24 protein-coding genes are annotated in these 21,057 nt (G+C 62.1%); 21 read left to right on the plus strand and 3 right to left on the minus strand.

Annotation, left to right across the window (positions count from 1 at the left end; genetic code table 11):
• Nucleotides 1–13: 13 nt before the first annotated feature.
• Nucleotides 14–1,003 (plus strand): signal peptide peptidase SppA, encoded by a 990-nt coding sequence (sppA, locus tag DK261_RS16860; RefSeq protein WP_038631119.1) that lies wholly within the window; start codon nucleotides 14–16, stop codon nucleotides 1,001–1,003.
• A gap of 56 nt (nucleotides 1,004–1,059) precedes the next feature.
• Here the strand turns inward: sppA and DK261_RS16865 are convergent, their stop codons facing one another.
• Nucleotides 1,060–1,638, minus strand: coding sequence for a nucleoside triphosphate pyrophosphatase (locus tag DK261_RS16865; protein WP_110176038.1), 579 nt, complete (start codon nucleotides 1,636–1,638; stop codon nucleotides 1,060–1,062).
• Between the two features lie 105 nt (nucleotides 1,639–1,743).
• On the opposite strand from DK261_RS16865, the gene DK261_RS16870 reads away from it, so the two are divergent.
• The 12 genes from DK261_RS16870 (at nucleotide 1,744) to DK261_RS16925 (ending at nucleotide 11,643) form a co-directional block, all read left to right on the plus strand.
• Nucleotides 1,744–2,271: a YceD family protein gene (locus DK261_RS16870; RefSeq protein ID WP_009047832.1), complete on the plus strand. Its 528-nt coding sequence runs from the start codon at nucleotides 1,744–1,746 to the stop codon at nucleotides 2,269–2,271.
• 13 nt (nucleotides 2,272–2,284) lie between these two features.
• Complete coding sequence (rpmF, locus tag DK261_RS16875; protein WP_003179396.1) at nucleotides 2,285–2,467, plus strand: 50S ribosomal protein L32; 183 nt, start codon at nucleotides 2,285–2,287, stop codon at nucleotides 2,465–2,467.
• Nucleotides 2,468–2,470: 3 nt separating this feature from the next.
• A complete protein-coding gene (plsX, locus tag DK261_RS16880) occupies nucleotides 2,471–3,481 on the plus strand; it encodes a phosphate acyltransferase PlsX (RefSeq protein ID WP_080577934.1) in 1,011 nt (336 codons plus the stop codon).
• Nucleotides 3,482–3,607: 126 nt separating this feature from the next.
• On the plus strand, nucleotides 3,608–4,546 hold the full coding sequence (gene fabD, locus DK261_RS16885; protein ID WP_009047834.1) for an ACP S-malonyltransferase: 939 nt from the start codon (nucleotides 3,608–3,610) through the stop codon (nucleotides 4,544–4,546).
• A 16-nt stretch (nucleotides 4,547–4,562) separates the two neighbouring features.
• Nucleotides 4,563–5,303: a 3-oxoacyl-ACP reductase FabG gene (gene fabG, locus DK261_RS16890; RefSeq protein WP_009047835.1), complete on the plus strand. Its 741-nt coding sequence runs from the start codon at nucleotides 4,563–4,565 to the stop codon at nucleotides 5,301–5,303.
• Nucleotides 5,304–5,500: 197 nt separating this feature from the next.
• Entirely contained in the window at nucleotides 5,501–5,737 is a 237-nt protein-coding gene (acpP, locus tag DK261_RS16895; protein WP_003175607.1) for an acyl carrier protein, read from the plus strand.
• Nucleotides 5,738–5,848: 111 nt separating this feature from the next.
• The gene (gene fabF / locus DK261_RS16900; RefSeq protein ID WP_009047836.1) at nucleotides 5,849–7,093 is read left to right on the plus strand and encodes a beta-ketoacyl-ACP synthase II; all 1,245 of its coding nucleotides are present in this window, start codon (nucleotides 5,849–5,851) and stop codon (nucleotides 7,091–7,093) included.
• Nucleotides 7,093–7,908, plus strand: a complete 816-nt coding sequence (gene pabC / locus DK261_RS16905; RefSeq protein ID WP_038631123.1) for an aminodeoxychorismate lyase — start codon at nucleotides 7,093–7,095, stop codon at nucleotides 7,906–7,908. The genes fabF and pabC overlap by 1 nt, the downstream gene beginning before the upstream one ends.
• 3 nt (nucleotides 7,909–7,911) lie before the next feature.
• Nucleotides 7,912–9,144, plus strand: a complete 1,233-nt coding sequence (gene mltG / locus DK261_RS16910) for an endolytic transglycosylase MltG (protein ID WP_110176039.1) — start codon at nucleotides 7,912–7,914, stop codon at nucleotides 9,142–9,144.
• 19 nt (nucleotides 9,145–9,163) lie between these two features.
• A complete protein-coding gene (gene tmk / locus DK261_RS16915) occupies nucleotides 9,164–9,796 on the plus strand; it encodes a dTMP kinase (protein ID WP_110176040.1) in 633 nt (210 codons plus the stop codon).
• Nucleotides 9,789–10,775 carry a DNA polymerase III subunit delta' gene (locus tag DK261_RS16920; RefSeq protein ID WP_016702167.1) on the plus strand — a complete coding sequence of 329 codons (987 nt, stop codon included), beginning with the start codon at nucleotides 9,789–9,791 and terminating at the stop codon, nucleotides 10,773–10,775. Before tmk ends, DK261_RS16920 begins: the two co-directional genes overlap by 8 nt.
• A gap of 82 nt (nucleotides 10,776–10,857) precedes the next feature.
• Complete coding sequence (locus DK261_RS16925) at nucleotides 10,858–11,643, plus strand: TatD family hydrolase (RefSeq protein ID WP_007928065.1); 786 nt, start codon at nucleotides 10,858–10,860, stop codon at nucleotides 11,641–11,643.
• A gap of 217 nt (nucleotides 11,644–11,860) precedes the next feature.
• Here DK261_RS16925 and DK261_RS16930 read toward each other — a convergent pair whose 3' ends face one another.
• Complete coding sequence (locus DK261_RS16930; protein ID WP_053268538.1) at nucleotides 11,861–12,994, minus strand: aminotransferase class V-fold PLP-dependent enzyme; 1,134 nt, start codon at nucleotides 12,992–12,994, stop codon at nucleotides 11,861–11,863.
• Between the two features lie 78 nt (nucleotides 12,995–13,072).
• On the opposite strand from DK261_RS16930, the gene DK261_RS16935 reads away from it, so the two are divergent.
• The 8 genes from DK261_RS16935 to DK261_RS16970 all read left to right on the plus strand — a co-directional run bounded on the left by DK261_RS16935 (nucleotide 13,073) and on the right by DK261_RS16970 (nucleotide 20,572).
• Complete coding sequence (locus DK261_RS16935) at nucleotides 13,073–13,711, plus strand: TetR/AcrR family transcriptional regulator (protein WP_007928069.1); 639 nt, start codon at nucleotides 13,073–13,075, stop codon at nucleotides 13,709–13,711.
• Between the two features lie 139 nt (nucleotides 13,712–13,850).
• Entirely contained in the window at nucleotides 13,851–14,819 is a 969-nt protein-coding gene (locus DK261_RS16940) for a GTP 3',8-cyclase MoaA (RefSeq protein WP_009047842.1), read from the plus strand.
• 234 nt (nucleotides 14,820–15,053) lie between these two features.
• Nucleotides 15,054–15,656, plus strand: coding sequence for a DUF4823 domain-containing protein (locus DK261_RS16945; protein WP_009042857.1), 603 nt, complete (start codon nucleotides 15,054–15,056; stop codon nucleotides 15,654–15,656).
• Between the two features lie 21 nt (nucleotides 15,657–15,677).
• Complete coding sequence (locus DK261_RS16950) at nucleotides 15,678–16,241, plus strand: DUF1285 domain-containing protein (RefSeq protein ID WP_110176041.1); 564 nt, start codon at nucleotides 15,678–15,680, stop codon at nucleotides 16,239–16,241.
• A 70-nt stretch (nucleotides 16,242–16,311) separates the two neighbouring features.
• The gene (locus DK261_RS16955) at nucleotides 16,312–17,025 is read left to right on the plus strand and encodes a GntR family transcriptional regulator (protein WP_101282024.1); all 714 of its coding nucleotides are present in this window, start codon (nucleotides 16,312–16,314) and stop codon (nucleotides 17,023–17,025) included.
• Nucleotides 17,022–18,020, plus strand: a complete 999-nt coding sequence (locus DK261_RS16960) for an ADP-ribosylglycohydrolase family protein (protein ID WP_110176042.1) — start codon at nucleotides 17,022–17,024, stop codon at nucleotides 18,018–18,020. Before DK261_RS16955 ends, DK261_RS16960 begins: the two co-directional genes overlap by 4 nt.
• 160 nt (nucleotides 18,021–18,180) lie before the next feature.
• Nucleotides 18,181–19,647, plus strand: a complete 1,467-nt coding sequence (locus tag DK261_RS16965) for a cytosine permease (protein ID WP_009047846.1) — start codon at nucleotides 18,181–18,183, stop codon at nucleotides 19,645–19,647.
• A complete protein-coding gene (locus DK261_RS16970) occupies nucleotides 19,640–20,572 on the plus strand; it encodes a PfkB family carbohydrate kinase (RefSeq protein WP_028683122.1) in 933 nt (310 codons plus the stop codon). The genes DK261_RS16965 and DK261_RS16970 overlap by 8 nt, the downstream gene beginning before the upstream one ends.
• A gap of 70 nt (nucleotides 20,573–20,642) precedes the next feature.
• Here DK261_RS16970 and DK261_RS16975 read toward each other — a convergent pair whose 3' ends face one another.
• On the minus strand, nucleotides 20,643–21,023 hold the full coding sequence (locus tag DK261_RS16975) for a termination factor Rho (protein ID WP_110176043.1): 381 nt from the start codon (nucleotides 21,021–21,023) through the stop codon (nucleotides 20,643–20,645).
• Nucleotides 21,024–21,057 lie beyond the last annotated feature (34 nt).

Raw genomic sequence — 21,057 nt, forward strand, 5'->3', positions numbered from 1 at the left:
GGGGTAAAGAAGCATGAGCGACGAATGGAAAGCGCCGAGCAAATCGGCTGCCGACGGTGCTGACGACAAGAGCTGGAAGCTGCTGGAAAAGACCCTGCTGGCCGGTGTGCAGGAGCAGCGGCGCTCGCGGCGCTGGGGGATTTTCTTCAAGCTCCTGACCTTTGTTTATCTGCTTGTGGCCCTGGCGCTGTTTACGCCGTTGATGGATATGGAAAAAACCGCCACCCGCGGGGCCGGTTACACGGCATTGATCGAGGTGACGGGTGTGATCGCGGACAAGGAGTCGGCGAGCGCCGACAACATCGTGACGGGCTTGCGTGCCGCTTTCGAGGATTCGAAGGTCAAGGGCATTGTGCTGCGTATCAACAGCCCTGGCGGCAGTCCGGTGCAGTCGGGTTATGTCTATGACGAAATCCGTCGCCTGCGTGGCCTGCATCCGGATATCAAGGTCTATGCGGTGATTTCCGATCTGGGGGCTTCCGGCGCCTACTACATTGCCAGTGCTGCCGATCAGATCTATGCCGACAAGGCGAGCCTGGTCGGTTCCATCGGTGTCACGGCCGCCGGTTATGGTTTCGTCGGCACCATGGAGAAGCTGGGGGTGGAGCGTCGTACCTACACCTCGGGTGAGCACAAGTCGTTCCTGGACCCGTTCCAGCCACAGAAGCCCGAGGAAACCCAGTTCTGGCAGGGCGTGCTGGATACCACTCATCGCCAGTTCATCGCCAGCGTCAAGCAGGGGCGTGGCGAGCGTCTCAAGGACAAGGAGCATCCGGAGCTGTTCTCCGGTCTGGTCTGGTCCGGCGAGCAGGCGCTGCAGTTGGGCTTGATCGATGGTCTGGGCAGTGCCAGCTCGGTTGCCCGGGATGTGGTCGGCGAGAAGGAGTTGGTGGACTTCACCGTTCAGGAGTCGCCTTTCGATCGCTTCTCGAGAAAGCTGGGTGCCAGTGTTGCCGAGCATCTGGCCATGTGGATGGGGTTTCAGGGGCCAACGCTGCGCTGAATGCGCTGCTTTCAAAAAAAGCCGGCCTTGTGGTCGGCTTTTTTATGGGTGGTCGGTCAGGGGATTTCCACGCCTTCGGCGAGCAGCATGTCTACCAGGCGGATCAGTGGCAGGCCGATCAGGCTGCTGGCGTCGCTGCCCTCGGTGCTGAGGAACAAGCTGATGCCCAGGCCTTCGGCCTTGAAGCTGCCGGCGCAGTCGTAAGGCTGTTCGGCGTGCAGGTAGCGCTCGATGCGGGCGGGGTTCAAGTCGCGCATGTGCACGGTGAAGGGTACGCAGTCGACCTGGCAGTGGCCGCTCTTGCTGTTGAGCAGGGCCAGGCCGGTAAGAAAGGTCACGCTGGCGCCGCTGGCAGCGAGCAACTGTTCGCGCGCCTTTTCGAAAGTGTGGGGCTTGCCGATAATGCGCTCGCCGAGCACCGCGACCTGGTCCGAGCCAATGATCAGGTGTCCTGGGTGGGTGGCGGCCAGCGCTCGGGCTTTCTCTTCGGCGAGACGCTTGACCAGCTCGGTGGCGGATTCCCCGGGACGGTGGCTTTCATCGATATCCGGTGAGCAGCAGGTGAATGGCAGGCGCAGGCGGGTGAGCAATTCGCGGCGGTAGGCCGAGCTTGAGGCAAGTAATAAAGGCAGCATGCGCATCTCCTGAGGCTGGCCGCGAATTCTAGCGGGGCTTGCAAGTGACGGACAGGGCTGAATTTCCTTTGACATGGCCGGGGGCATCCCTATAATGCTGCGCCTATGTTGAATGACCCGATTCCACCTCACGTTGACCCGCGCAAATTGGCTGACCGTGGCACCACCCTCCAAGGTGAACTGCTGCTGGCTGATTTGGAGAGACTCTGCGACCCGCTTTCCGACAATGTCGGTACGGTGCAGGCTAAATTCGTTTTCGAGCGTGACGAACGTAAAGCTGTAGTTATCCACAGCTCCATCGACGTCGAAGTCAAAATGGTTTGCCAGCGTTGTCTTGAGCTGGTCACCCTGCCGATCCATAGCGAGTGCAGTTATGCTGTGGTGAAGGAGGGTGCGAATACCCAGTCGTTGCCGAAAGGTTATGACGTGCTGGAACTGGGCGAAGATCCTTTGGATCTGCAGGCTTTGATCGAGGAGGAGCTTTTGCTCGCCTTGCCCATCGTGCCTGCTCATCATCCGGAAGAATGCCAGCAGCCGGCGGGTCTCGATGAGCCCGAACCGAGCGAGGACGAGGTAACGCGGTCCAACCCGTTCAGTGTATTGGCGCAGTTAAAGCGTGACCCAAACGTTTAGGAGTTAATCAATTATGGCTGTTCAGCAGAACAAAAAATCCCGCTCTGCCCGTGACATGCGTCGTTCGCACGACGCTCTCGAGGCTAGCACCCTGTCCGTAGAAAAGACCACTGGTGAAGTTCACCTGCGTCACCACGTATCGCCAGAAGGCGTATACCGTGGTCGTAAAGTGATCGACAAGGGCGCTGACGAGTAATCCTTGTCCGCTCAAGTCATCGCGATTGACGCAATGGGCGGGGACTTCGGTCCCCGCAGCATTGTTCAGGCCAGCCTTGCTTGCCTGTCTGCCACCCCCTCGTTGCACCTGGCCCTCGTCGGCCAACCTTTCCTTCTAGAAGAACTGATTTCCGGTCATTCGGCTGTGGATCGCGCGCGCCTGACGGTTGTGCCCGCCGCAGAAGTCATTGGCATGGATGAAAAGCCTTCCCAGGCTCTGCGTGGCAAGCCGGATTCCTCCATGCGGGTGGCGCTCGAGCTGCTGCGCGATGGCAAGGTCCAGGCCTGTGTCAGTGCCGGCAATACCGGAGCGCTGATGGCGTTGTCGCGCTATGTGCTGAAAACCCTTCCGGGCATCGATCGTCCGGCGATGGTGGCGGCCATTCCGACCCAGCGCGGTTATTGTCAGCTGCTGGATCTGGGTGCCAATGTCGATTGCAGTGCCGAGCACCTGTTCCAGTTCGCTGTCATGGGATCGGTGGCGGCCGAGACATTGGGGGTCGTTCGTCCGCGAGTGGCATTGCTCAACATCGGTACCGAAGACATCAAGGGCAATCAGCAGGTCAAGCTGGCGGCGAGCCTGTTGCAGAATGCCAGGGGGCTGAATTACATCGGTTTTGTCGAGGGTGACGGCTTGTATCGCGGCGAGGCGGATGTGGTGGTATGCGACGGTTTTGTCGGCAATATCCTGCTCAAGTCCAGCGAGGGGTTGGCGACCATGATTGCTGCGCGTATCGAATCGCTGTTCAAGCAAAACGCGGTTTCCCGTGTGGTCGGCGCCCTGGCGTTGCCGCTGATGCGGCGCCTGCAGGCCGATCTGGCGCCGGCGCGGCATAATGGTGCGAGCTTTCTCGGCTTGCAGGGAATAGTCGTGAAAAGCCACGGTTCGGCAGGGGTTCAAGGCTTCCAGAGTGCGATTCAACGGGCATTGATCGAGATCCAGGAAAACCTCCCGGAGCGCCTGCACGGCCGGCTCGAAGATCTGTTGCTTTAGGCGTTTGCACTCGGAAATGCTTAAATGTGACCGCTCAGTTCAATTGGCCATCCAACTCTCAGTTTCTTGCGTCCACCACGGTGCGGCGTCAATTCTCCGACGACAAGATCATTAGGGGCTTGTTACATGTCTGCATCCCTCGCATTCGTCTTTCCAGGACAGGGCTCGCAGTCCCTCGGCATGTTGGCCGAGTTGGGCGCGCAGTACCCGTTGATCCTCGAAACCTTCAAAGAAGCTTCCGATGCTCTGGGCTACGATCTCTGGGCCTTGACCCAAGAGGGTCCCGAAGAGCTGCTCAATCAAACCGATAAAACCCAACCGGCCATCCTGACCGCCTCCATCGCCCTGTGGCGTCTGTGGCTGGCGGAAGGCGGTGCGCGCCCGGCATTCGTCGCCGGCCACAGCCTGGGTGAATACAGCGCACTGGTTGCCGCTGGCAGTCTGACTCTGGGCGAGGCCGTGAAGCTGGTAGAGCGTCGCGGTCAATTGATGCAGGAAGCCGTTCCTGCGGGGCAGGGTGGCATGGCGGCGATTCTCGGCCTGGAAGATGCCGATGTGCTGGCCGCTTGTGCCGAAGCCGCGCAAGGTGAAGTGGTCAGCGCGGTCAACTTCAACTCCCCGGGCCAGGTGGTGATCGCCGGTGCCAAGGCCGCTGTCGAGCGCGCCATCGAGGGTTGCAAGGCGCGTGGCGCCAAGCGCGCCATGCCATTGCCGGTCAGCGTGCCATCGCATTGCGAGCTGATGCGTCCGGCCGCCGAGCGCTTCGCCGAGTCGATTGCCGCCATCAACTGGCAGGCACCACAGATTCCATTGGTACAGAACGTCAGCGCCGATGTGGCGCCGGATCTCGAAACCCTCAAGCGTGACCTGCTGGAACAGCTGTACAAGCCGGTGCGTTGGGTGGAGTCGGTGCAGACTCTGGCAGCCAAGGGCGCTACCCAATTGGTCGAGTGCGGTCCGGGCAAGGTCCTGGCGGGTCTCAACAAGCGCTGCGCCGAAGGCGTATCGACCTCTAACCTGAACACCCCAGATGCCTTCGCTGCCGCTCGCGCAGCGTTGGTCTGAATTAGGAGAAGCCTGCATGAGTCTGCAAGGTAAAGTTGCATTGGTTACCGGCGCCAGCCGCGGTATTGGCCAGGCCATCGCCCTTGAACTGGGTCGCCTGGGCGCGATCGTTGTGGGTACCGCAACTTCCGCTTCGGGTGCCGAGGGCATTGCTGCCACCTTGAAGGAAAACGGCATTCAAGGCACCGGCCTTGAGCTCAACGTCACCAGCGACGAGTCCGTTGCTGCCGTACTGGCCAGCATCCAGGAGCAGTTCGGCGCGCCGGCGATCCTGGTGAACAACGCCGGTATTACCCGTGACAACCTGATGATGCGCATGAAAGACGACGAGTGGTACGACGTGATCGATACCAACCTGAACAGTCTGTATCGCCTGTCCAAGGGCGTTCTGCGCGGCATGACCAAGGCTCGCTGGGGTCGAATCATCAGTATTGGTTCGGTGGTGGGTGCCATGGGCAACGCTGGCCAAGTAAACTACGCCACCGCCAAGGCCGGTCTGGAAGGTTTCAGCCGTGCTCTGGCGCGTGAGGTTGGCTCGCGGTCGATTACCGTGAACTCGGTGACCCCGGGTTTCATCGATACCGACATGACCCGCGATTTGCCTGAAGCGCAGCGTGAAGCGCTGCAAACCCAAATTCCGCTGGGTCGTCTGGGGCAGGCTCAAGAGATCGCGCAAGTGGTCGCTTTTCTTGCATCCGACGGTGCGGCATACGTGACCGGGGCTACAATCCCGGTGAACGGCGGGATGTACATGTGAGTTAAATGTGACGGATTGCTTCAAAAAAATGTCATACGAGCTGTCTAAAATCCGTTATAAAGCTGCAATCAATTTATAGGGCAGGTGGCCAAAGGGTTTGAGGAGTGAAGCTTTCAGTTGAAAAGCTGAAAAGCCTTTCTATACACTTACCCACTGGCCAGCTGCCTGAATTTGTCCATTAGGAGTGAAAACAAGGTATGAGCACCATCGAAGAGCGCGTCAAGAAAATCGTTGCTGAGCAACTGGGCGTTAAGGAAGAAGAGGTTGTTAACACCGCTTCCTTCGTTGAAGACCTGGGTGCCGACTCCCTTGACACCGTTGAGCTGGTGATGGCTCTGGAAGAGGAATTCGAGACCGAAATCCCTGACGAAGAAGCTGAAAAGATCACTACCGTTCAAGCAGCTATCGACTACGTTACCAGCCACCAGGCTTAATCGTATTTAGTCGTCTTTTGCTGTCATGGAAAAACCGCACTGCCGTCACGGCGTGCGGTTTTTTCTTTAGGCCTGATGCAAAGTGTCGTCATTAGAAAAAAGGAGAGTGCTGTGTCGCGTAGACGCGTCGTAGTCACCGGTATGGGTATGTTGTCGCCACTGGGTACGGATGTTCCGAGCAGCTGGCAGGGCATTCTGGCTGGCCGCAGTGGCATTGGTCTGATCGAACACACCGACCTTTCTGCCTATTCCACCCGTTTTGGCGGCTCGGTAAAGGGCTTCAATGTCGAGGAATACCTGTCGGTCAAAGAGGCCCGCAAACTCGACCTGTTCATTCAATACGGCTTGGCGGCCGGTTTTCAGGCAGTGCGTAATGCCGGCCTGGAAGTGACCGATGCCAACCGTGAGCGAATCGGCGTTGCCATGGGTTCGGGTATTGGCGGTTTGACCAATATCGAAGAAACCAGCCGCACGCTGCATGAATCCGGCCCGCGTCGAATTTCTCCGTTCTTCGTGCCTGGCTCGATCATCAATATGATTTCCGGATTCCTGTCCATCCATCTGGGTGCCCAGGGGCCGAACTACGCCATTTCCACGGCCTGTACCACGGGAACCCACTGCATTGGCATGGCGGCCCGCAACATTGCCTTTGGCGAAGCCGACGTGATGATCGCCGGTGGCGCTGAAATGGCCGCCTGCGGCCTGGGCATGGGCGGCTTTGGCGCATCCCGCGCGCTGTCGACCCGTAACGACGAGCCGACCCGTGCCAGCCGTCCTTGGGACAAAGGCCGTGATGGCTTCGTGCTGTCCGACGGTGCCGGCGCGCTGGTGCTCGAAGAACTGGAGCACGCCAAGGCCCGTGGCGCGACCATCTATGCCGAACTGATCGGTTTTGGCATGAGCGGCGACGCCTACCACATGACTTCGCCACCCGCCGATGGCGCCGGTGCGGCGCGCTGTATCGCCAATGCGCTGCGTGACGCCAAGCTGAACGTCGAGCAGGTGCAGTACATCAACGCCCACGGTACCTCGACCCCTGCCGGTGACCTGGCGGAAGCCGAGGCGATCAAGAGCGTGTTCGGCGATCACGCCTACAAACTGGCCATCAGCTCCACCAAGTCCATGACCGGCCACCTGCTGGGTGCGGCGGGCGCGATCGAGGCTATCTTCAGCGTGCTGGCGATCAACAGCCAGGCAGCGCCGCCGACCATCAACCTCGATGAGCCGGACGAAGGTTGCGACCTGGATTTCGTGCCGCACACCGCACGCAACATGGACATCGACGTGGTGTTGTCCAACTCCTTCGGGTTTGGTGGTACCAACGGCTCCCTGGTGTTCCGCCGGTTCGCCGGCTGATGGACAGCTGGGTCGACGGTCAGCCGGCTGACGTTCTGTCGCTCAAGGACCGCGGCCTGGCTTATGGCGATGGTCTGTTCGAGACCATCGCGGTGAAGGCGGGCCAGCCCTTGTTGCTGGAGCGACACCTGCTGCGCCTGGCCGAGGGCTGTTCGCGCCTGGCCATCGCTGCCGATCAAGCCTTGATCCGCAGCGAACTCACGGCCTACGCCTCGCTGCTGGGGGAGGGCGTGCTCAAGCTGATCCTCACCCGTGGCGATAGCCTGCGCGGTTATGCCGCCGACCCGCGAGCGCAGCCGCGGCGAATCCTCCAAGGCAATGCGCCAGCGGCTTACCCGGCAGAGCATGCCGAGCTGGGGATTCGACTGTTCCCTTGCACCACCCGTTTGTCCGAGCAGCCCCTGCTCGCCGGCCTCAAGCACCTCAACCGACTGGAGCAGGTTCTCGCCCGTTCCGAGTGGCAGGACAGCGAGCATGCCGAAGGCTTGATGCTCGATGTTTCCGGACGGGTGATCGAGGGGGTGTTCAGCAATCTGTTCCTGGTGCGCGACGGTGCCTTGTTCACGGCCGATTTGAGCCGTTGCGGGGTCGCCGGAGTGATGCGCGCTGAAATATTGTTTCAGGCCGCGTCGTTGGGGATCCCCACGGAAATCGCCGACATCAGTCTCGAACAGTTGCAACAGGCCGACGAAGTCTTTGTCTGCAACAGCGTTTATGGCATTTGGCCGGTGCTTGCCTGTGGCGCGCTGCGCTGGTCGGCCGGACCGCTCACCCGTAAACTGCAACGCATTGCCCGCACGCTACTGGATGCCTGATTTGTGAGACGTAAACTATTGCTTCTGCTGGAGACCGGACTGGTTCTGGCAGGTCTGGCGCTGGGCGCCTCGGCCTGGAAGTTGAATTCGGCGCTGGAGCAGCCTCTCAACCTGACCCAAGAGCAATTGCTCGACGTGCCGGCCGGTTCGACGCCTGGCGGTACCTTCAACCGTATGGAAGCCAATGGCGTTCTCAAGGACGCGTTCTGGCTGCGCCTGTACTGGCGCTTCAACATGGAAGGGCAGCCGCTGCACAGCGGTGAATACCGCATGACTCCTGGGATGACCGCGCAAGGCCTGATCGGGGTCTGGCAGCGCGGTGAAGTGGTGCAGTACAGCCTGACCCTGGTGGAGGGCTGGACCTTCCGCCAGGTACGTGCCGCGCTGGCCAGGCATGACAAGCTCGAGCAGACCCTGAATGGGTTGAGTGACAGCGAAGTCATGGAAAAGCTCGGCCACGGCGGCGTTTTCCCCGAGGGCCGGTTCTTTCCCGATACCTACCGTTTCGTGCGCGGGATGACCGATGCCGAGCTGTTGGAAAAGGCCTACAACCGCCTGGACGAGGTGCTGGCCAAGGAATGGAACAAGCGCTCGGCCGATGTGCCTTACACCGAACCTTATCAGGCGCTGATCATGGCCTCGCTGGTGGAGAAGGAAACCGGCGTGCCCCAGGAGCGTGGACAGATTGCCGGGGTATTCGTGCGCCGCATGCAGGTTGGCATGTTGCTGCAAACCGATCCGACGGTGATCTATGGTCTGGGCGAGCGTTACAACGGTAAGTTGACCCGCGCTCTGCTGAAGGAAGCGACCCCTTACAATACCTACGTGATCAGTGGCTTGCCGCCGACCCCGATCGCCATGGTTGGCCGCGAGGCGATCCATGCCGCGCTCAACCCGGTGCCGGGCAGCAGTCTGTATTTCGTGGCGCGTGGCGATGGCAGTCACGTGTTCTCCGACGATCTGGATGCGCACAACAATGCCGTGCGCGAGTTCCAGCTCAAGCGTCGCGCCGATTATCGTTCCAGCCCGGCACCGACGGGCAGCCCGGCAGCTTCCGAGACTCCGGAGTCGATTCCGGCGCCGTCCCCCGATACGGCGCCCGAGGCGGTTCCGCAGGTGGCGCCTCAAGAGCCCTCTGAGGAGCCCTCTCAGGAGGCTCCCCAGGTGAGCCCGGAAGCATCGCCGCAAGCACCGGTCGAAACTCCCGTCGAGCCCGAGCCGAAAAGCCCGCAATGACTTTGATTAAGGACTGCCTGTGACTGGCTTGTTTATTACTCTGGAAGGCCCGGAAGGCGCGGGTAAAAGCACCAACCGCGAATACCTGGCCGAGCGCCTGCGCGCGGCCGGCATCGAGGTCTTGCTGACCCGCGAGCCGGGCGGCACGCCTTTGGCCGAGCGGATCCGCGAGGTGCTGCTGACCCCCGGCGACGAGGTCATGAATCCTGATACCGAGTTGTTGCTGGTGTTCGCCGCGCGTGCCCAGCATCTGGCCGAGGTGGTTCGCCCGGCATTGGCGCGTGGCGCGGTGGTGTTGTGTGACCGTTTTACCGATTCCACCTACGCCTACCAGGGCGGTGGTCGTGGTTTGTCCGTCGAGCGCATCGCGACCCTGGAGCAGTTTGTTCAGGGTGAGCTGCGGCCTGATTTGACCCTGGTGTTCGACCTGCCGGTCGAGGTGGGGCTGGCCCGCGCTAGCGCCCGTGGCCGCCTGGATCGTTTCGAGCAGGAAGGCCGGGTGTTCTTCGACGCGGTACGCCAGGCCTACCTGAAGCGTGCGGCGGCCGACCCGGCGCGTTACCTGTTGGTGGATGCGGCGCAACCACTGTCCCAGGTCCAGCAGGCGCTGGACGCCCTGTTGCCGAAATTGCTGGAGTTGCACCGTGGCTGAGGCCTTTCCCTGGCAGGACGAGCTCTGGCAGCAACTGGCGGGCCGTGCGCAGCATGCCCATGCCTATCTGCTCCATGGTCCGGCGGGCATCGGCAAGCGTGCGCTGGCCGAGCGCCTGATGGCGCGCCTGCTGTGCCAGCATCCGGCGGGGCTGGATGCCTGCGGGCAGTGCAAATCGTGCCTGCTGCTGCAGGCCGGCAGCCACCCGGACAACTACGTGCTGGAGCCGGAAGAAGCGGACAAGGCGATCAAGGTCGATCAGGTGCGCGAGCTGGTCAGCTTCGTGGTGCAGACCGCGCAGCTGGGCGGGCGCAAGGTGGTGCTGATCGAGCCGGTGGAGTCTATGAACATCAACGCTTCCAACGCGCTGCTGAAAAGCCTCGAAGAGCCGTCCGGCGATACGGTGTTGCTGCTGGTCAGCCACCAGCCGAGCCGCTTGTTGCCGACCATCAAGAGTCGCTGCGTGCAGCAGGCCTGTCCTCTGCCCAGTGAGGCCATGAGCCTGCAATGGCTGAGCAAGGCCCTGCCGGACTGCTCGGAAGAGGAGCGGGTCGAGCTGTTGACCCTGGCGGCCGGTTCGCCCCTGGCAGCTGTCAGCCTGCAAGCCCAGGGCGCGCGCGAGCAGCGGGCGCAGGTGGTCGACGGGGTGAAGAAGTTGCTCAAGCAGCAGCAATCGCCGACCCAGCTGGCCGAAGGCTGGAATGCGATACCCTTGCTGTTGCTGTTCGACTGGTTTTGCGACTGGTCGAGCCTGATCCTGCGTTATCAGCTGACGCAGGACGAGGAGGGGCTGGGGTTGGCCGATATGCGCAAAGTGGTGCAGTACCTCGCGCAGAAATCCTCCCAGGCCAAGGTTCTGGAGATCCAGGACTGGATCCTTGCGCAACGCCAGAAGGTGTTGAACAAGGCCAACCTCAATCGGGTGCTGTTGCTCGAAGCCTTGCTGGTGCAGTGGGCCGCCCTGCCTGGCCGCAACTGACGGCGGCGCCTGGAAACAAACCGAATCGCCGGCTGCTGCTCGGGCCGGCCTGTTCATTGACCGAATGTGGTTGTCGCTTCTTATGCTTGTAGATTCCCATTGTCACCTCGATCGCCTCGACCTTGCCGCGCACGACGGCTCCCTTGACGCCGCCCTGGACGCGGCTCGTCAGCGCGGTGTCGGGCATTTCCTGTGTATTGGCGTCAGTGCCGACAATGCGGCCGACGTCAAAGCCCTGGCCGAGCGTTATGACGATGTCGACTGCTCGGTGGGTGTCCATCCCCTGGATGTCCAGCCCGGCGCCGCACCAGCCCTCGACTGGCTGCTGCAGGAACTGAACCACCCGCGGGTGGTGGCCATCGGCGAGACCGGCCTGGATTACCACTACGAACCGGAAGCCGCGCAGTTGCAGCAGGAGTCTTTCCGCCTGCACCTGCAAGCCGCCCAGCAGACCGGCAAGCCGGTGATCGTCCATACCCGTGGCGCGCGCGCCGATACCCTGACCCTGCTGCGCGAAGCGGCGTTGCCGCAAGCCGGGGTCCTGCACTGCTTCACCGAAGACTGGGACATGGCCAAGGCCGCTCTGGACCTGGGTTTCTACATTTCCCTGTCTGGAATCGTCACCTTCCGCAATGCCGATGCGCTGCGGGACGTGGCACGCCAGGTGCCGGCCGACCGTTTGCTGGTGGAAACCGATTCGCCGTATCTGGCGCCGATTCCTTATCGCGGCAAGCCCAACCTGCCGCAGTACGTGCGTGAAGTCGCCGAGTTCCTGGCCATGTTGCGTGGGGAGCCCTACGAGCGTTTTGCCGAGCAGACCACCGAGAACTTCAAGCGTCTGTTCCCGCTGGCGCACGTCAAGGGCTGAATCGCAGGCAAAAAAAACCCGGGTTCTGGGGGGTGAATCCGGGTTAAGACCATTAGGAGTAAAACAAAGGCACGCCATCCCTTGGTACCTTCATCGGCGCTTCACTTGGGGGAGATGTCACGCCGACAGTTCAAGTATTGATCACTATTGAATTCAGTCCAGTTGGCCTTGCTCGTTTTTTAAACAAATTTGGAATACGAGCGCTTCGCTTGAGTTCTCATTGCCGGGCGATTTCCGCCACGATGGCGAGAGTTTCGTCGATCACGCGTTTTTCGGTATAGAAATGTGGTGAAAATCTAACCCCGGGGCCGCGGGGGATGCACACCACCTGTTGCTGTTGCAGCGCCTCATAAACCGCCTGATTATCGATGCCATCGATACTGAACGAGAAAATTCCGCCGCGACGGGCAGGGTTGAGCGGGGTGTGCAGGCGTACGCCGGGGATAGCATTCAAGCCGTCCTGAAGCCACTGGACCCGTTCGGCGATCAAGGTCGCCACGTGCTCCATGCCTACTTCTTCCAATAACGACAGGCTGGCTTCCAGGGCCATGGCGCCGAGCATGTTCGGGCTGCCGCATTCGAAGCGCCGGGCACTCTTGGCCGGTTCCCATTCGCTGCGGCTGTAATCGCCCATGTGTTCCAGCATGTGCCAGCCGAACTCATGGAGCTTGAGCTGCGCACGCAGCTCGCTGCGGCAATAGAACACGCCGAGGCCTTCAGCCCCGAGCATCCATTTGTGGCCGTCGGCCATGGCGAAGTCGCATTGATAGGCCTGGACATCGAAGGGTTGCGCGCCCAGTTGCTGGATGGCGTCAATGCAGAACAGCACGTTCTGTTGTTTGCAACCTGCGCCCAGGCGCTGCAGGTCCAGGCGCAGGCCGCTGGCGAATTGCACCGCGCTGATCGCCATCAGCCGGGTGCGCGGTCCGCAGGCGGCCAGCAGCGCGCCTTCCGGGTCGTCGCCCTTGAGGCTCACCTGAAGCACTTCCACGCCCTGGCTGGCCAGGGCTTCCCAGACGATACGGTTGGAGGGGAATTCTTCGTCGCTGATGACGATCTGGTCGCCTTTTTCCCAGGACAGGCCAAAGGCGACGAATGACAGTGCTTCCGAAGTATTTTTGACCAGCGCGATGTCATCCGTTGACGGTGCATTTAGCAGGCGCATCAGGCGTTCGCGCAGGCGTTGCTCAAGGGCCATCCAGTCCGGATAATCCCGCGCACCCAGCAAAACGTTCTCTTTGGCGAAGCGCGCCACGGCTTCGGCGGCCCGATTCGGCCAGGGGGCGACAGCTGCATGGTTCAAATAACGCAGGCCCGGGGCCTGTACAAATTCATCAAGAAACATAGTCATGGTCGGATGATCCGTGCATTTTGGCGCAATTTAGGCATAATACGCGGCTTCGATTTTGACCCCGACAGACCTTTTCTTATGCAGAAAGAACCTCGTAAGGTCCGTGAGTTTCGTCGCCGCGAGCAAGAAATTCTCGATACCGCGCTCAAGCTGTTCCTCGATCAAGGTGAAGACAGCGTCACCGTCGAGATGATCGCTGATGCCGTTGGTATCGGCAAAGGGACCATCTACAAGCACTTCAAGTCCAAGGCGGAGATCTATCTGCGCCTGATGCTCGATTATGAGCGCGACCTGAACGAGCTGCTGCACTCTGCCGATGTCGACAAGGATAAGGAAGCCCTGTCCCGGGCCTACTTCGAATTCCGCATGCGCGACCCACAGCGTTACCGGCTGTTCGATCGCCTGGAAGAGAAGGTGGTCAAGGGCAACCAGGTGCCGGAAATGGTCGAGGAGTTGCACAAGATCCGTGCTTCCAACTTCGAACGCCTGACCTTGTTGATCAAGGGCCGCATCAGCGAAGGCAAGCTCGAAGACGTGCCGCCTTACTTCCACTACTGCGCGGCCTGGGCGCTGGTGCACGGCGCGGTAGCGCTGTACCACTCGCCGTTCTGGAGCAACGTGCTGGAAGACCAGGAAGGCTTCTTCCAGTTCCTGATGGACATCGGCGTGCGCATGGGCAACAAGCGCAAGCGCGACCCCGATAGCTCCGGCAGTTGATTCATTCAGTTGCCTTATGGCGCCATGATTTCTCTATATGGCGCAGTGTCCCAGGAATATACTCAGGCATGGGACTTGCCAAAACTTGATTTTTGAGTCAGGTTTTGGTCGGTTCACTCTTCCTTCGCCGGAGTCATCCATGATCGTTGACCGTCAAGGCAGGCGTTTTCGCAATCTGCGTATCAGCCTGACTTCTGCCTGCAACTACGCCTGTACCTACTGCGTGCCCAACGGCAAGCGGCTGGTGGCTGCCCAGGACGAGTTGTCGGCCGAGGCCATGGCGCGCGGCGTGGCCTACCTGATCGAGGCGGCAGGCATCGAACGCCTGCGCATCACCGGCGGCGAGCCCCTGGTCAGCCCGAAACTCGAAGCCTTCATGGGCGCGGTGGGGCAAATGGGCCTGGAAGACATCAGCCTGACCACCAACGGCCAGTTGCTCGCACGCAAGCTGCCGCTACTGGTGGATGCCGGTATCCGGCGCATCAACGTTTCCCTCGACACCCTGGACGCCTCGGCTTTCCGCAGCATCGCCCGTGGCGGCGATCTGGCGACGGTGCTCGACGGCATGGACCAGGCTCGCGCGGCGGGCATGAAAATCAAGGTCAACATGGTGCCGCTGCGCGGGCAGAACCTGGATCAGGTAATGCCGTTGCTCGACTACTGCCTGGAGCGTGGTTATGAGCTGCGCTTTATCGAGCTGATGCGCATGGGCCACCTGGCCAGCGACTCCAACGCCTTCCTGCAGCAATTCGTCAGCCTGCAGCAGTTGCTGAGCCTGATCGGCGAACGCTACGAATACCTGCAGGCCGATGCGCCGGTGGATGCCACGGCCGTGCGTTATGAAATTCCGGGGCTGGGCCATTTCGGCGTGATCGCCAACGAAAGCGTGCCGTTCTGCCGGACCTGCTCGCGCCTGCGGTTGTCGTCCACCGGCTGGTTGCACGGTTGCCTGTCGTCGAGCAACCGGCATTACGTCGGCGACCTGCTGGACAAGCCGCGCCATCAAGCCTTGCCGGCCTTGCAGCGCCTGCTGGTCAAGGCCCTGGGCGACAAGCAGGATGTGGCATTCTCCGGTGGTGCGACGGTGATGAAAATCATCGGCGGCTAAACCCCATCTCTCTGATCCCCGTCCTCTGTAGCCGCTGCCGCAGGCTGCGATCGAGGGCGTAGCCCTCGCCAATCCAGACGACCCATTTCTCTCCAGCCAATAGCCTTCAACGGGTTTGTGGCTGCTGCGCAGCCATTCGCAGCTACGGCCGCGGCTACAGGCGCCCGAGCTGGCGCGGAAGCTGCATCTCGTGGCCATTCGCCGGTTTTCCGTCACCGGCTTCTGGAGGGAAGGATGCGTAGCCTGGTTTTGCTGCTGGCTTTTTTGGGGCTCGGTGGCTGCATGAATGTCAGCGATATGGGCGAGGGTGTTCGCTATCACATGAGTGATGCGGGTTTCCTCGATCACAGTAATACCCAGCGCTCCAACTCGTTCCGCGTTCAGCCGGACTCATTCATTTTCATCGCCCAGGGCGCCTTTGCTCCGCCGGGCAGCGCCTACCCGCGCCCCAACGTGGTGGCCGAGGAAGCCTTCAAGGGTTTTATCGAATACTTCCCCATGGTCCGCCGCGCCCGGGCGCCGGAAGGCCTGGACCAGGCCATGGCCGAAGCCCGTGAAGTGGGCGCGCATTACCTGCTGTACACCCGTTTCGCCAAGGCCGACGACCGTATCGGCAACTCCGATGAGTGGTTCGACCAGGAAGCCGTGGATCGCCTGGGGATCGACAACGGCGTGATTCAGATCATGCTGATCGAGACCAGTACCCAGTATCTGATCGACACCGCGCGGATTCGCAGTCGTGGCGGTTTACTGACGTTCCACGACAACAAGCCGGAAGACCTGCTTGGCCCGCCGCTCGAACAATACGCCCGCAGCCTGTTAGGCTTGAGCGATTAAGCCAAGCACGAGGAGAGCAGCATGAGTGGTCCGGGCAAAGCCAACGATCTGTTGGCGCAGATTCCCAAGGCGGAGAAGGGTTTGCCGCCGGTCCACCTGTGGAATCCCGACTTCTGTGGCGATATCGATATGCGTATCGCCCGCGATGGCACCTGGTACTACCTGGGTACCCCCATTGGCCGCAAACCCATGGTCAAGCTGTTCTCCACCATCATTCGCCGCGACGGCGACGACTATTTCCTGATCACCCCGGTGGAAAAGGTCGGCATCAAGGTCGATGACGCGCCTTTTGTCGCTGTCACCCTGGAGGTCGAAGGCGAGGGTGAGGAGCAACTCCTGCGCTTTACCACCAATATCGACGAGCAGGTCAGCGCCGGCAGCGAGCATCCGCTGCGGGTGGTGATCGACCCGCAGACCCTGGAGCCGGCGCCTTACGTTCACGTGCGCAGCAACCTGGAAGCACTGGTGCACCGCAACGTGTTCTACCAACTGGTGGAGCTGGCGGTGAGCCGTCCGATCGACGGTCAGAACTGGCTGGGCGTCTGGAGCGGCGGGGTGTTCTTCCCGATCGGCCTGGAGCCCTGAGCTCCGAAATACCTTGTTTCCCGAATAAATATCTTGCGACGAAGATCCCGTTTCGGGTATCAATTTGTACATGATTAGACATGTTCGATTTGACAAGAAAAAACGCGTGGTCGATGAACTGATCCGACGCATCGAAAGCGGCCTCATGGAGGACGGTTTCCTGCTGCCGGGCGAGCATCAGTTGGCCCAGGAATTCTCGGTGAGTCGTGGCACCCTGCGTGAGGCCCTGGCCGAACTCAAACGCCGCAACTACATCGCCACCCAGAGCGGGGTCGGCTCCATCGTCACCTTTGACGGTGTAGTGCTGGACCAGCAAAACGGCTGGGCCCAGGCCCTGGCGGACAGCGGGGCGCTGATCAACACCGAGCTGTTGCGCCTGGAGGCGGTGCAACGTCCTGACCTGTTCAGCCATTTCGGCACCGACCAGTTCATTGCCCTGGACCGGCGCCGGCGTTCTACCGACGGCACCGTGGTTTCCCTTGAACGTTCCCTGATGCCCGCCACCGGAGGCCTGGAGAGCCTGCCGCGAGTAGGGCTGATCGATGATTCCCTGACCATTACCCTGGCCGCCTACGGCTATATCGGCGAGCGCGGCGATCAATGGATCGGCGCCGAGCCACTGGGTGAAGAAGAGGCCCGACTGTTGGGGCGTCCGGCCGGCAGTGTGTTTCTCAAGGCCCTGCGGACCACTTATGACCGCCGCGGGCGTTTCATGGAGCAGGTGGAAAGTTTTCTCGACCCGCTGCACTTTCGCCTGCACCTGGAATTCGGAGCGCAGAAATGATTCCCCTGGACCACGCTCTGGGCGCCTTTTATGGGCTGGCGCTGGGCGACGCCCTGGGCATGCCGACCCAATCCTTGAGCCGGCAGCAGATCAAGCAGCGCTTCGGTGCCATTCGCGGCCTGGAAGACGCCGGCCCCGATCAACCGATCGCCGCCAACATGCCCAAGGGCTCGATCACCGACGACACCGAGCAGGCGATCCTGGTCGGCGACCTGCTGGTCGCGGGCAAGGGCCGGATCGAACCGGCAGCGTTGGCCCACAGCCTGATCGAGTGGGAAGCGGCGATGCAGGCCAAGGGCTCCCAGGATCTGCTGGGCCCTTCGACCAAACGCGCCATCGAAATGATCCTCGCCGGGCATACCGCGGAAGAAGCCGGGCGCTATGGCACCACCAACGGCGCGGCGATGCGCATCACTCCGGTGGGCATCGCGGCGAATGTCGACGATGCCCAGGCCTTTATCCGTGCGGTGGTGGAGGCTTGCCAGGTCACCCATAACACCACGCTGGGCATCTCCAGCGCGGCGGCGGTGGCGGCGGTGGTATCCGCCGGGATCAATGGCGTGCCGCTGGGCGATGCCTTGCAGGTCGGCGTGCAGATCGCCCAGGAGGCGGAGCGGCATGGCCACTGGGTGGCCGGCGGGCGTATCGCCACGCGCATCAGTTGGGCGCGCAGCCTCAGTGTCGAAAGCGACAAGGCGCTGCTGGCCGATCTGCTGTACGACCTGATCGGTACTTCCGTCGCTTCCCAGGAATCGGTGGTGGTCTCCTTTGCCCTGGCGCATCAGGTGGCCATCGGCGAACTGCAGGCGTTCGAAGCGCTGTGCATGGCCGCCAGCCTGGGGGGCGACACCGATACCATTGCCGCCATCCTCGGCGCGATGCTCGGTGCCTGCCAGGGGATGGAGTGCTGGCCGGCCGCCTTGATAGAGCAGATCAAGCAGGTCAATGACCTGGATCTCGAACCGCTGGTGCAGGGGCTGCTGGCCCTGCGTTAAGGGGCGCGAGGCTGCATGATCAAGGCTCCCACCCCCTGTGCGCGAGCCGTCGCTGAGGCCTATTTGCCATGGATAGCAGGAATACGGCGAGGAATGCCGGGACGTCTGATCGACTTCCGAAATTGCCGACAATCACAACAAAGGCAACAGGAGTGTTTTCATGAGTGCATCGAACCCCGGGCAAAGCGCCGGGCAGCTGGAAACCCGTGGCATCGAGCCGGTGCCGGAAGGCGAGTGCAACGGCCATCCGCTGCAACTGTTCTGGGTCTGGTTCGCCGCCAATATCAGCATCCTCGGCTTGCCGCTGGGGGCGACCCTGGTGGCTTTTCGTGGCCTGTCGATCGGGCAGGCGATCATCGTCGCTATCCTCGGTGCCGCCGGTTCGTTCGCGGTGGTGGGGATCATCTCCATCGCCGGGCGTCGCGGGCGGGCGCCGAGCCTGACGCTATCGCGGGCGATCTTCGGCGTGCGCGGCAATATCGGCCCGACCCTGGTGTCGCTGATGTCGCGGGTGGGCTGGGAAACCGTCAACACCACCACCGCTGCCTTCGTCCTGCTGTCGCTGTGTTCGATCCTGTTTGGCTCGCCGGTGGAAGCCAAGAGTGCGCCGCTGCTGACCCTGCTGTTCATCGGCATTTTCGTGCTGCTGACCCTGGCCGTCTCCGGCCTCGGCCACGCGACCCTGCTGGTGATCCAGAAGTGGGCCACCTATGTGTTCGGCGCGCTGAACCTGCTGGTGGGCGGCTTCCTCTGTGCCACCATCGACTGGAGCGCGGTGTTCAACGCCACCCCGGCGCCGTTGAGCGCGATGATCATCGGTATCGGCACCATGGCCGCGGGCACCGGTATCGGCTGGGCCAATACCGGTGCCGACATGTCGCGTTACCAGCACAGCAGCGTCAAGGCCTCGCGCCTGGTGGCATCGGCGGCCTTCGGCGCCGGCATTCCGCTGGTGCTGCTGATTACCCTGGGTGGCCTGCTGTCGGTGGGCAACGATGACCTGGCCTCGGCCACCGACCCGATCGTGGCGATCCGCGACATGCTGCCGACCTGGATGGCGGTGCCCTACCTGATCACCGCTTTCGGCGGCCTGCTGTTGTCGAACAACCTGTCGGTGTACTCGGCCGGCCTGACCACCCTGACCCTGGGGCTCAAGGTCAAGCGGGTGTACGCGGTGGTGGTGGACATCGTGGCGATCTTCGCCGGCTCCATCTACTTCATGCTGATCGCCGAGAGTTTCTACGGGCCGTTCATTACCTTCATTTCCTTGCTGGCAGTGCCTCTCACCGCCTGGGTCGGGATCTTCGTGGTCGACCTGATCCACCGTCACTACTACAGCCCCAAGGACCTGCTGGACGTCAGCCCGAGCAGCGCCTACTGGTATCGCGGCGGTGTCGAATGGCGGGCCTTCGGTGCCTGGGCACTGGCCATAGTGCTGGGTTTCAGCTTCACCACCATCGGCACCAGCGCCGAGAACGTCTGGTTCGCCGGGCCGCTGGCCGATTCCTGGCTGGGCCATAACGGCCTGGGCTGGATCGTCACCTTCCTGGTAGCCGGTGGCGTGTATGCCGTGCTGGGTGGGGCCAGGGATCGCCGCGGCGCTTTTGTCGAGAATGCCAATGCCTAGAATGCTGCACACCGGCCAGGTCATCGTCGATCTGGTGATGTCCGTAGACCGCCTGCCGAGCTCCGGCGGCGACGTGCTGGCACAGTCCGCCAGCTTCGAGGCCGGCGGCGGCTTCAACGTGATGGCTGCCGCCCAGCGAAACGGCTTGCCGGTGCTGTACCTGGGGCGGCACGGCAACGGCCGCTTCGGGGCGCTGGCGCGGGAGGCGATGCGTGCCGAGGGCATCCAGGTCACTCTCGAGGCCAGCCGCACCGAGGACACCGGCCTGTGCGTGGCGCTGACCGAAGCCACGGCCGAACGCAGCTTCATTTCCTACATCGGGGCGGAAGGCCAACTGTCGGCCCAGGACCTGGCCGGTGTCGCGGTGCAGGCCGACGACTTTGTCTATGTCAGCGGCTACAGCCTGCTGCATGCCGGCAAGGCCGAGGCCTTGCTGGACTGGCTGCTGGCCTTGCCACGGGCGATCCGGCTGGTGTTCGATCCGGGCCCGCTGGTGGATTCGCCGGACTCCGTGGCGATGCGCCGGCTGCTGCCGCGTATCGATCTCTGGACCAGCAACAGCGTCGAGGCCTTGCGCTTCACCGGGACCACGAGCATCGGCGCAGCCCTGCGACGCCTGCATGAGGGGCTGCCGCAGGAGGTGTTGCTGGTGGTCAGGGACGGCCCGCAAGGCTGCTGGGTCAGCCAGCATGGCCACAGCGCCCATGTACCGGGCTTCAAGGTCCAGGCGGTGGACAGCAACGGCGCTGGCGATGCCCATGCCGGAGTCTTCGTCGCAGCCCTGGCGCAGGGGCTGGAGCCGTTGCAGGCGGCGCGTCGTGCCAATGCCGCGGCGGCCCTGGCGGTGACCCGCTGGGGCCCGGCCACCGCGCCGGGGGCGGCGGAGGTGGATGCGTTGGTCAATGGGAACGGCGTCCACGCCTGACACTTGCTGACGGAGTGAGGGGATCGCGAGCAAGCTCGCTCCTACAGGGAGCACTGCTCGCGATCGCGGTTTATCCCGCCTTGCGCAATGCGTCGATCAACTCCTGCTTGCTCATGGTCGAGCGGCCGCGGATGTTCTTCACCCGGGCTTCCTTCAGCAGGCTGTCTTTGGTCTGGGTACTCAGCGAAGCCTGGCTGTTACGGGCGTACCCCTCACGGCTGGCGGCGGCACGCCTGGCCGAGGAGTGGCGTGCGGCGGCCTTTTCCGAGGCCGGTGTGCGTTGCCCGGAGCCGCCAGCCCGTTCCCCTCCACCGGACTGCTTGTTCACCGTAGCCCAGGCGCGCGTTTCGGCCTCGTCCTTGGGCACGCCCTTGGCTTCGTAGCCGGCTTCGATATGCGCGGCCTTGCGCTTCTGTTCGGCGGTGTATTTGGCTTTGCTTCCACGAGGCATGAGGGCTCTCCTTTGGCAATGGGTACCTGAAGTT

The organism is Pseudomonas sp. RW409 (genome assembly GCF_003184125.1).
GTDB classification, from domain to species: domain Bacteria; phylum Pseudomonadota; class Gammaproteobacteria; order Pseudomonadales; family Pseudomonadaceae; genus Aquipseudomonas; species Aquipseudomonas chlororaphis_I.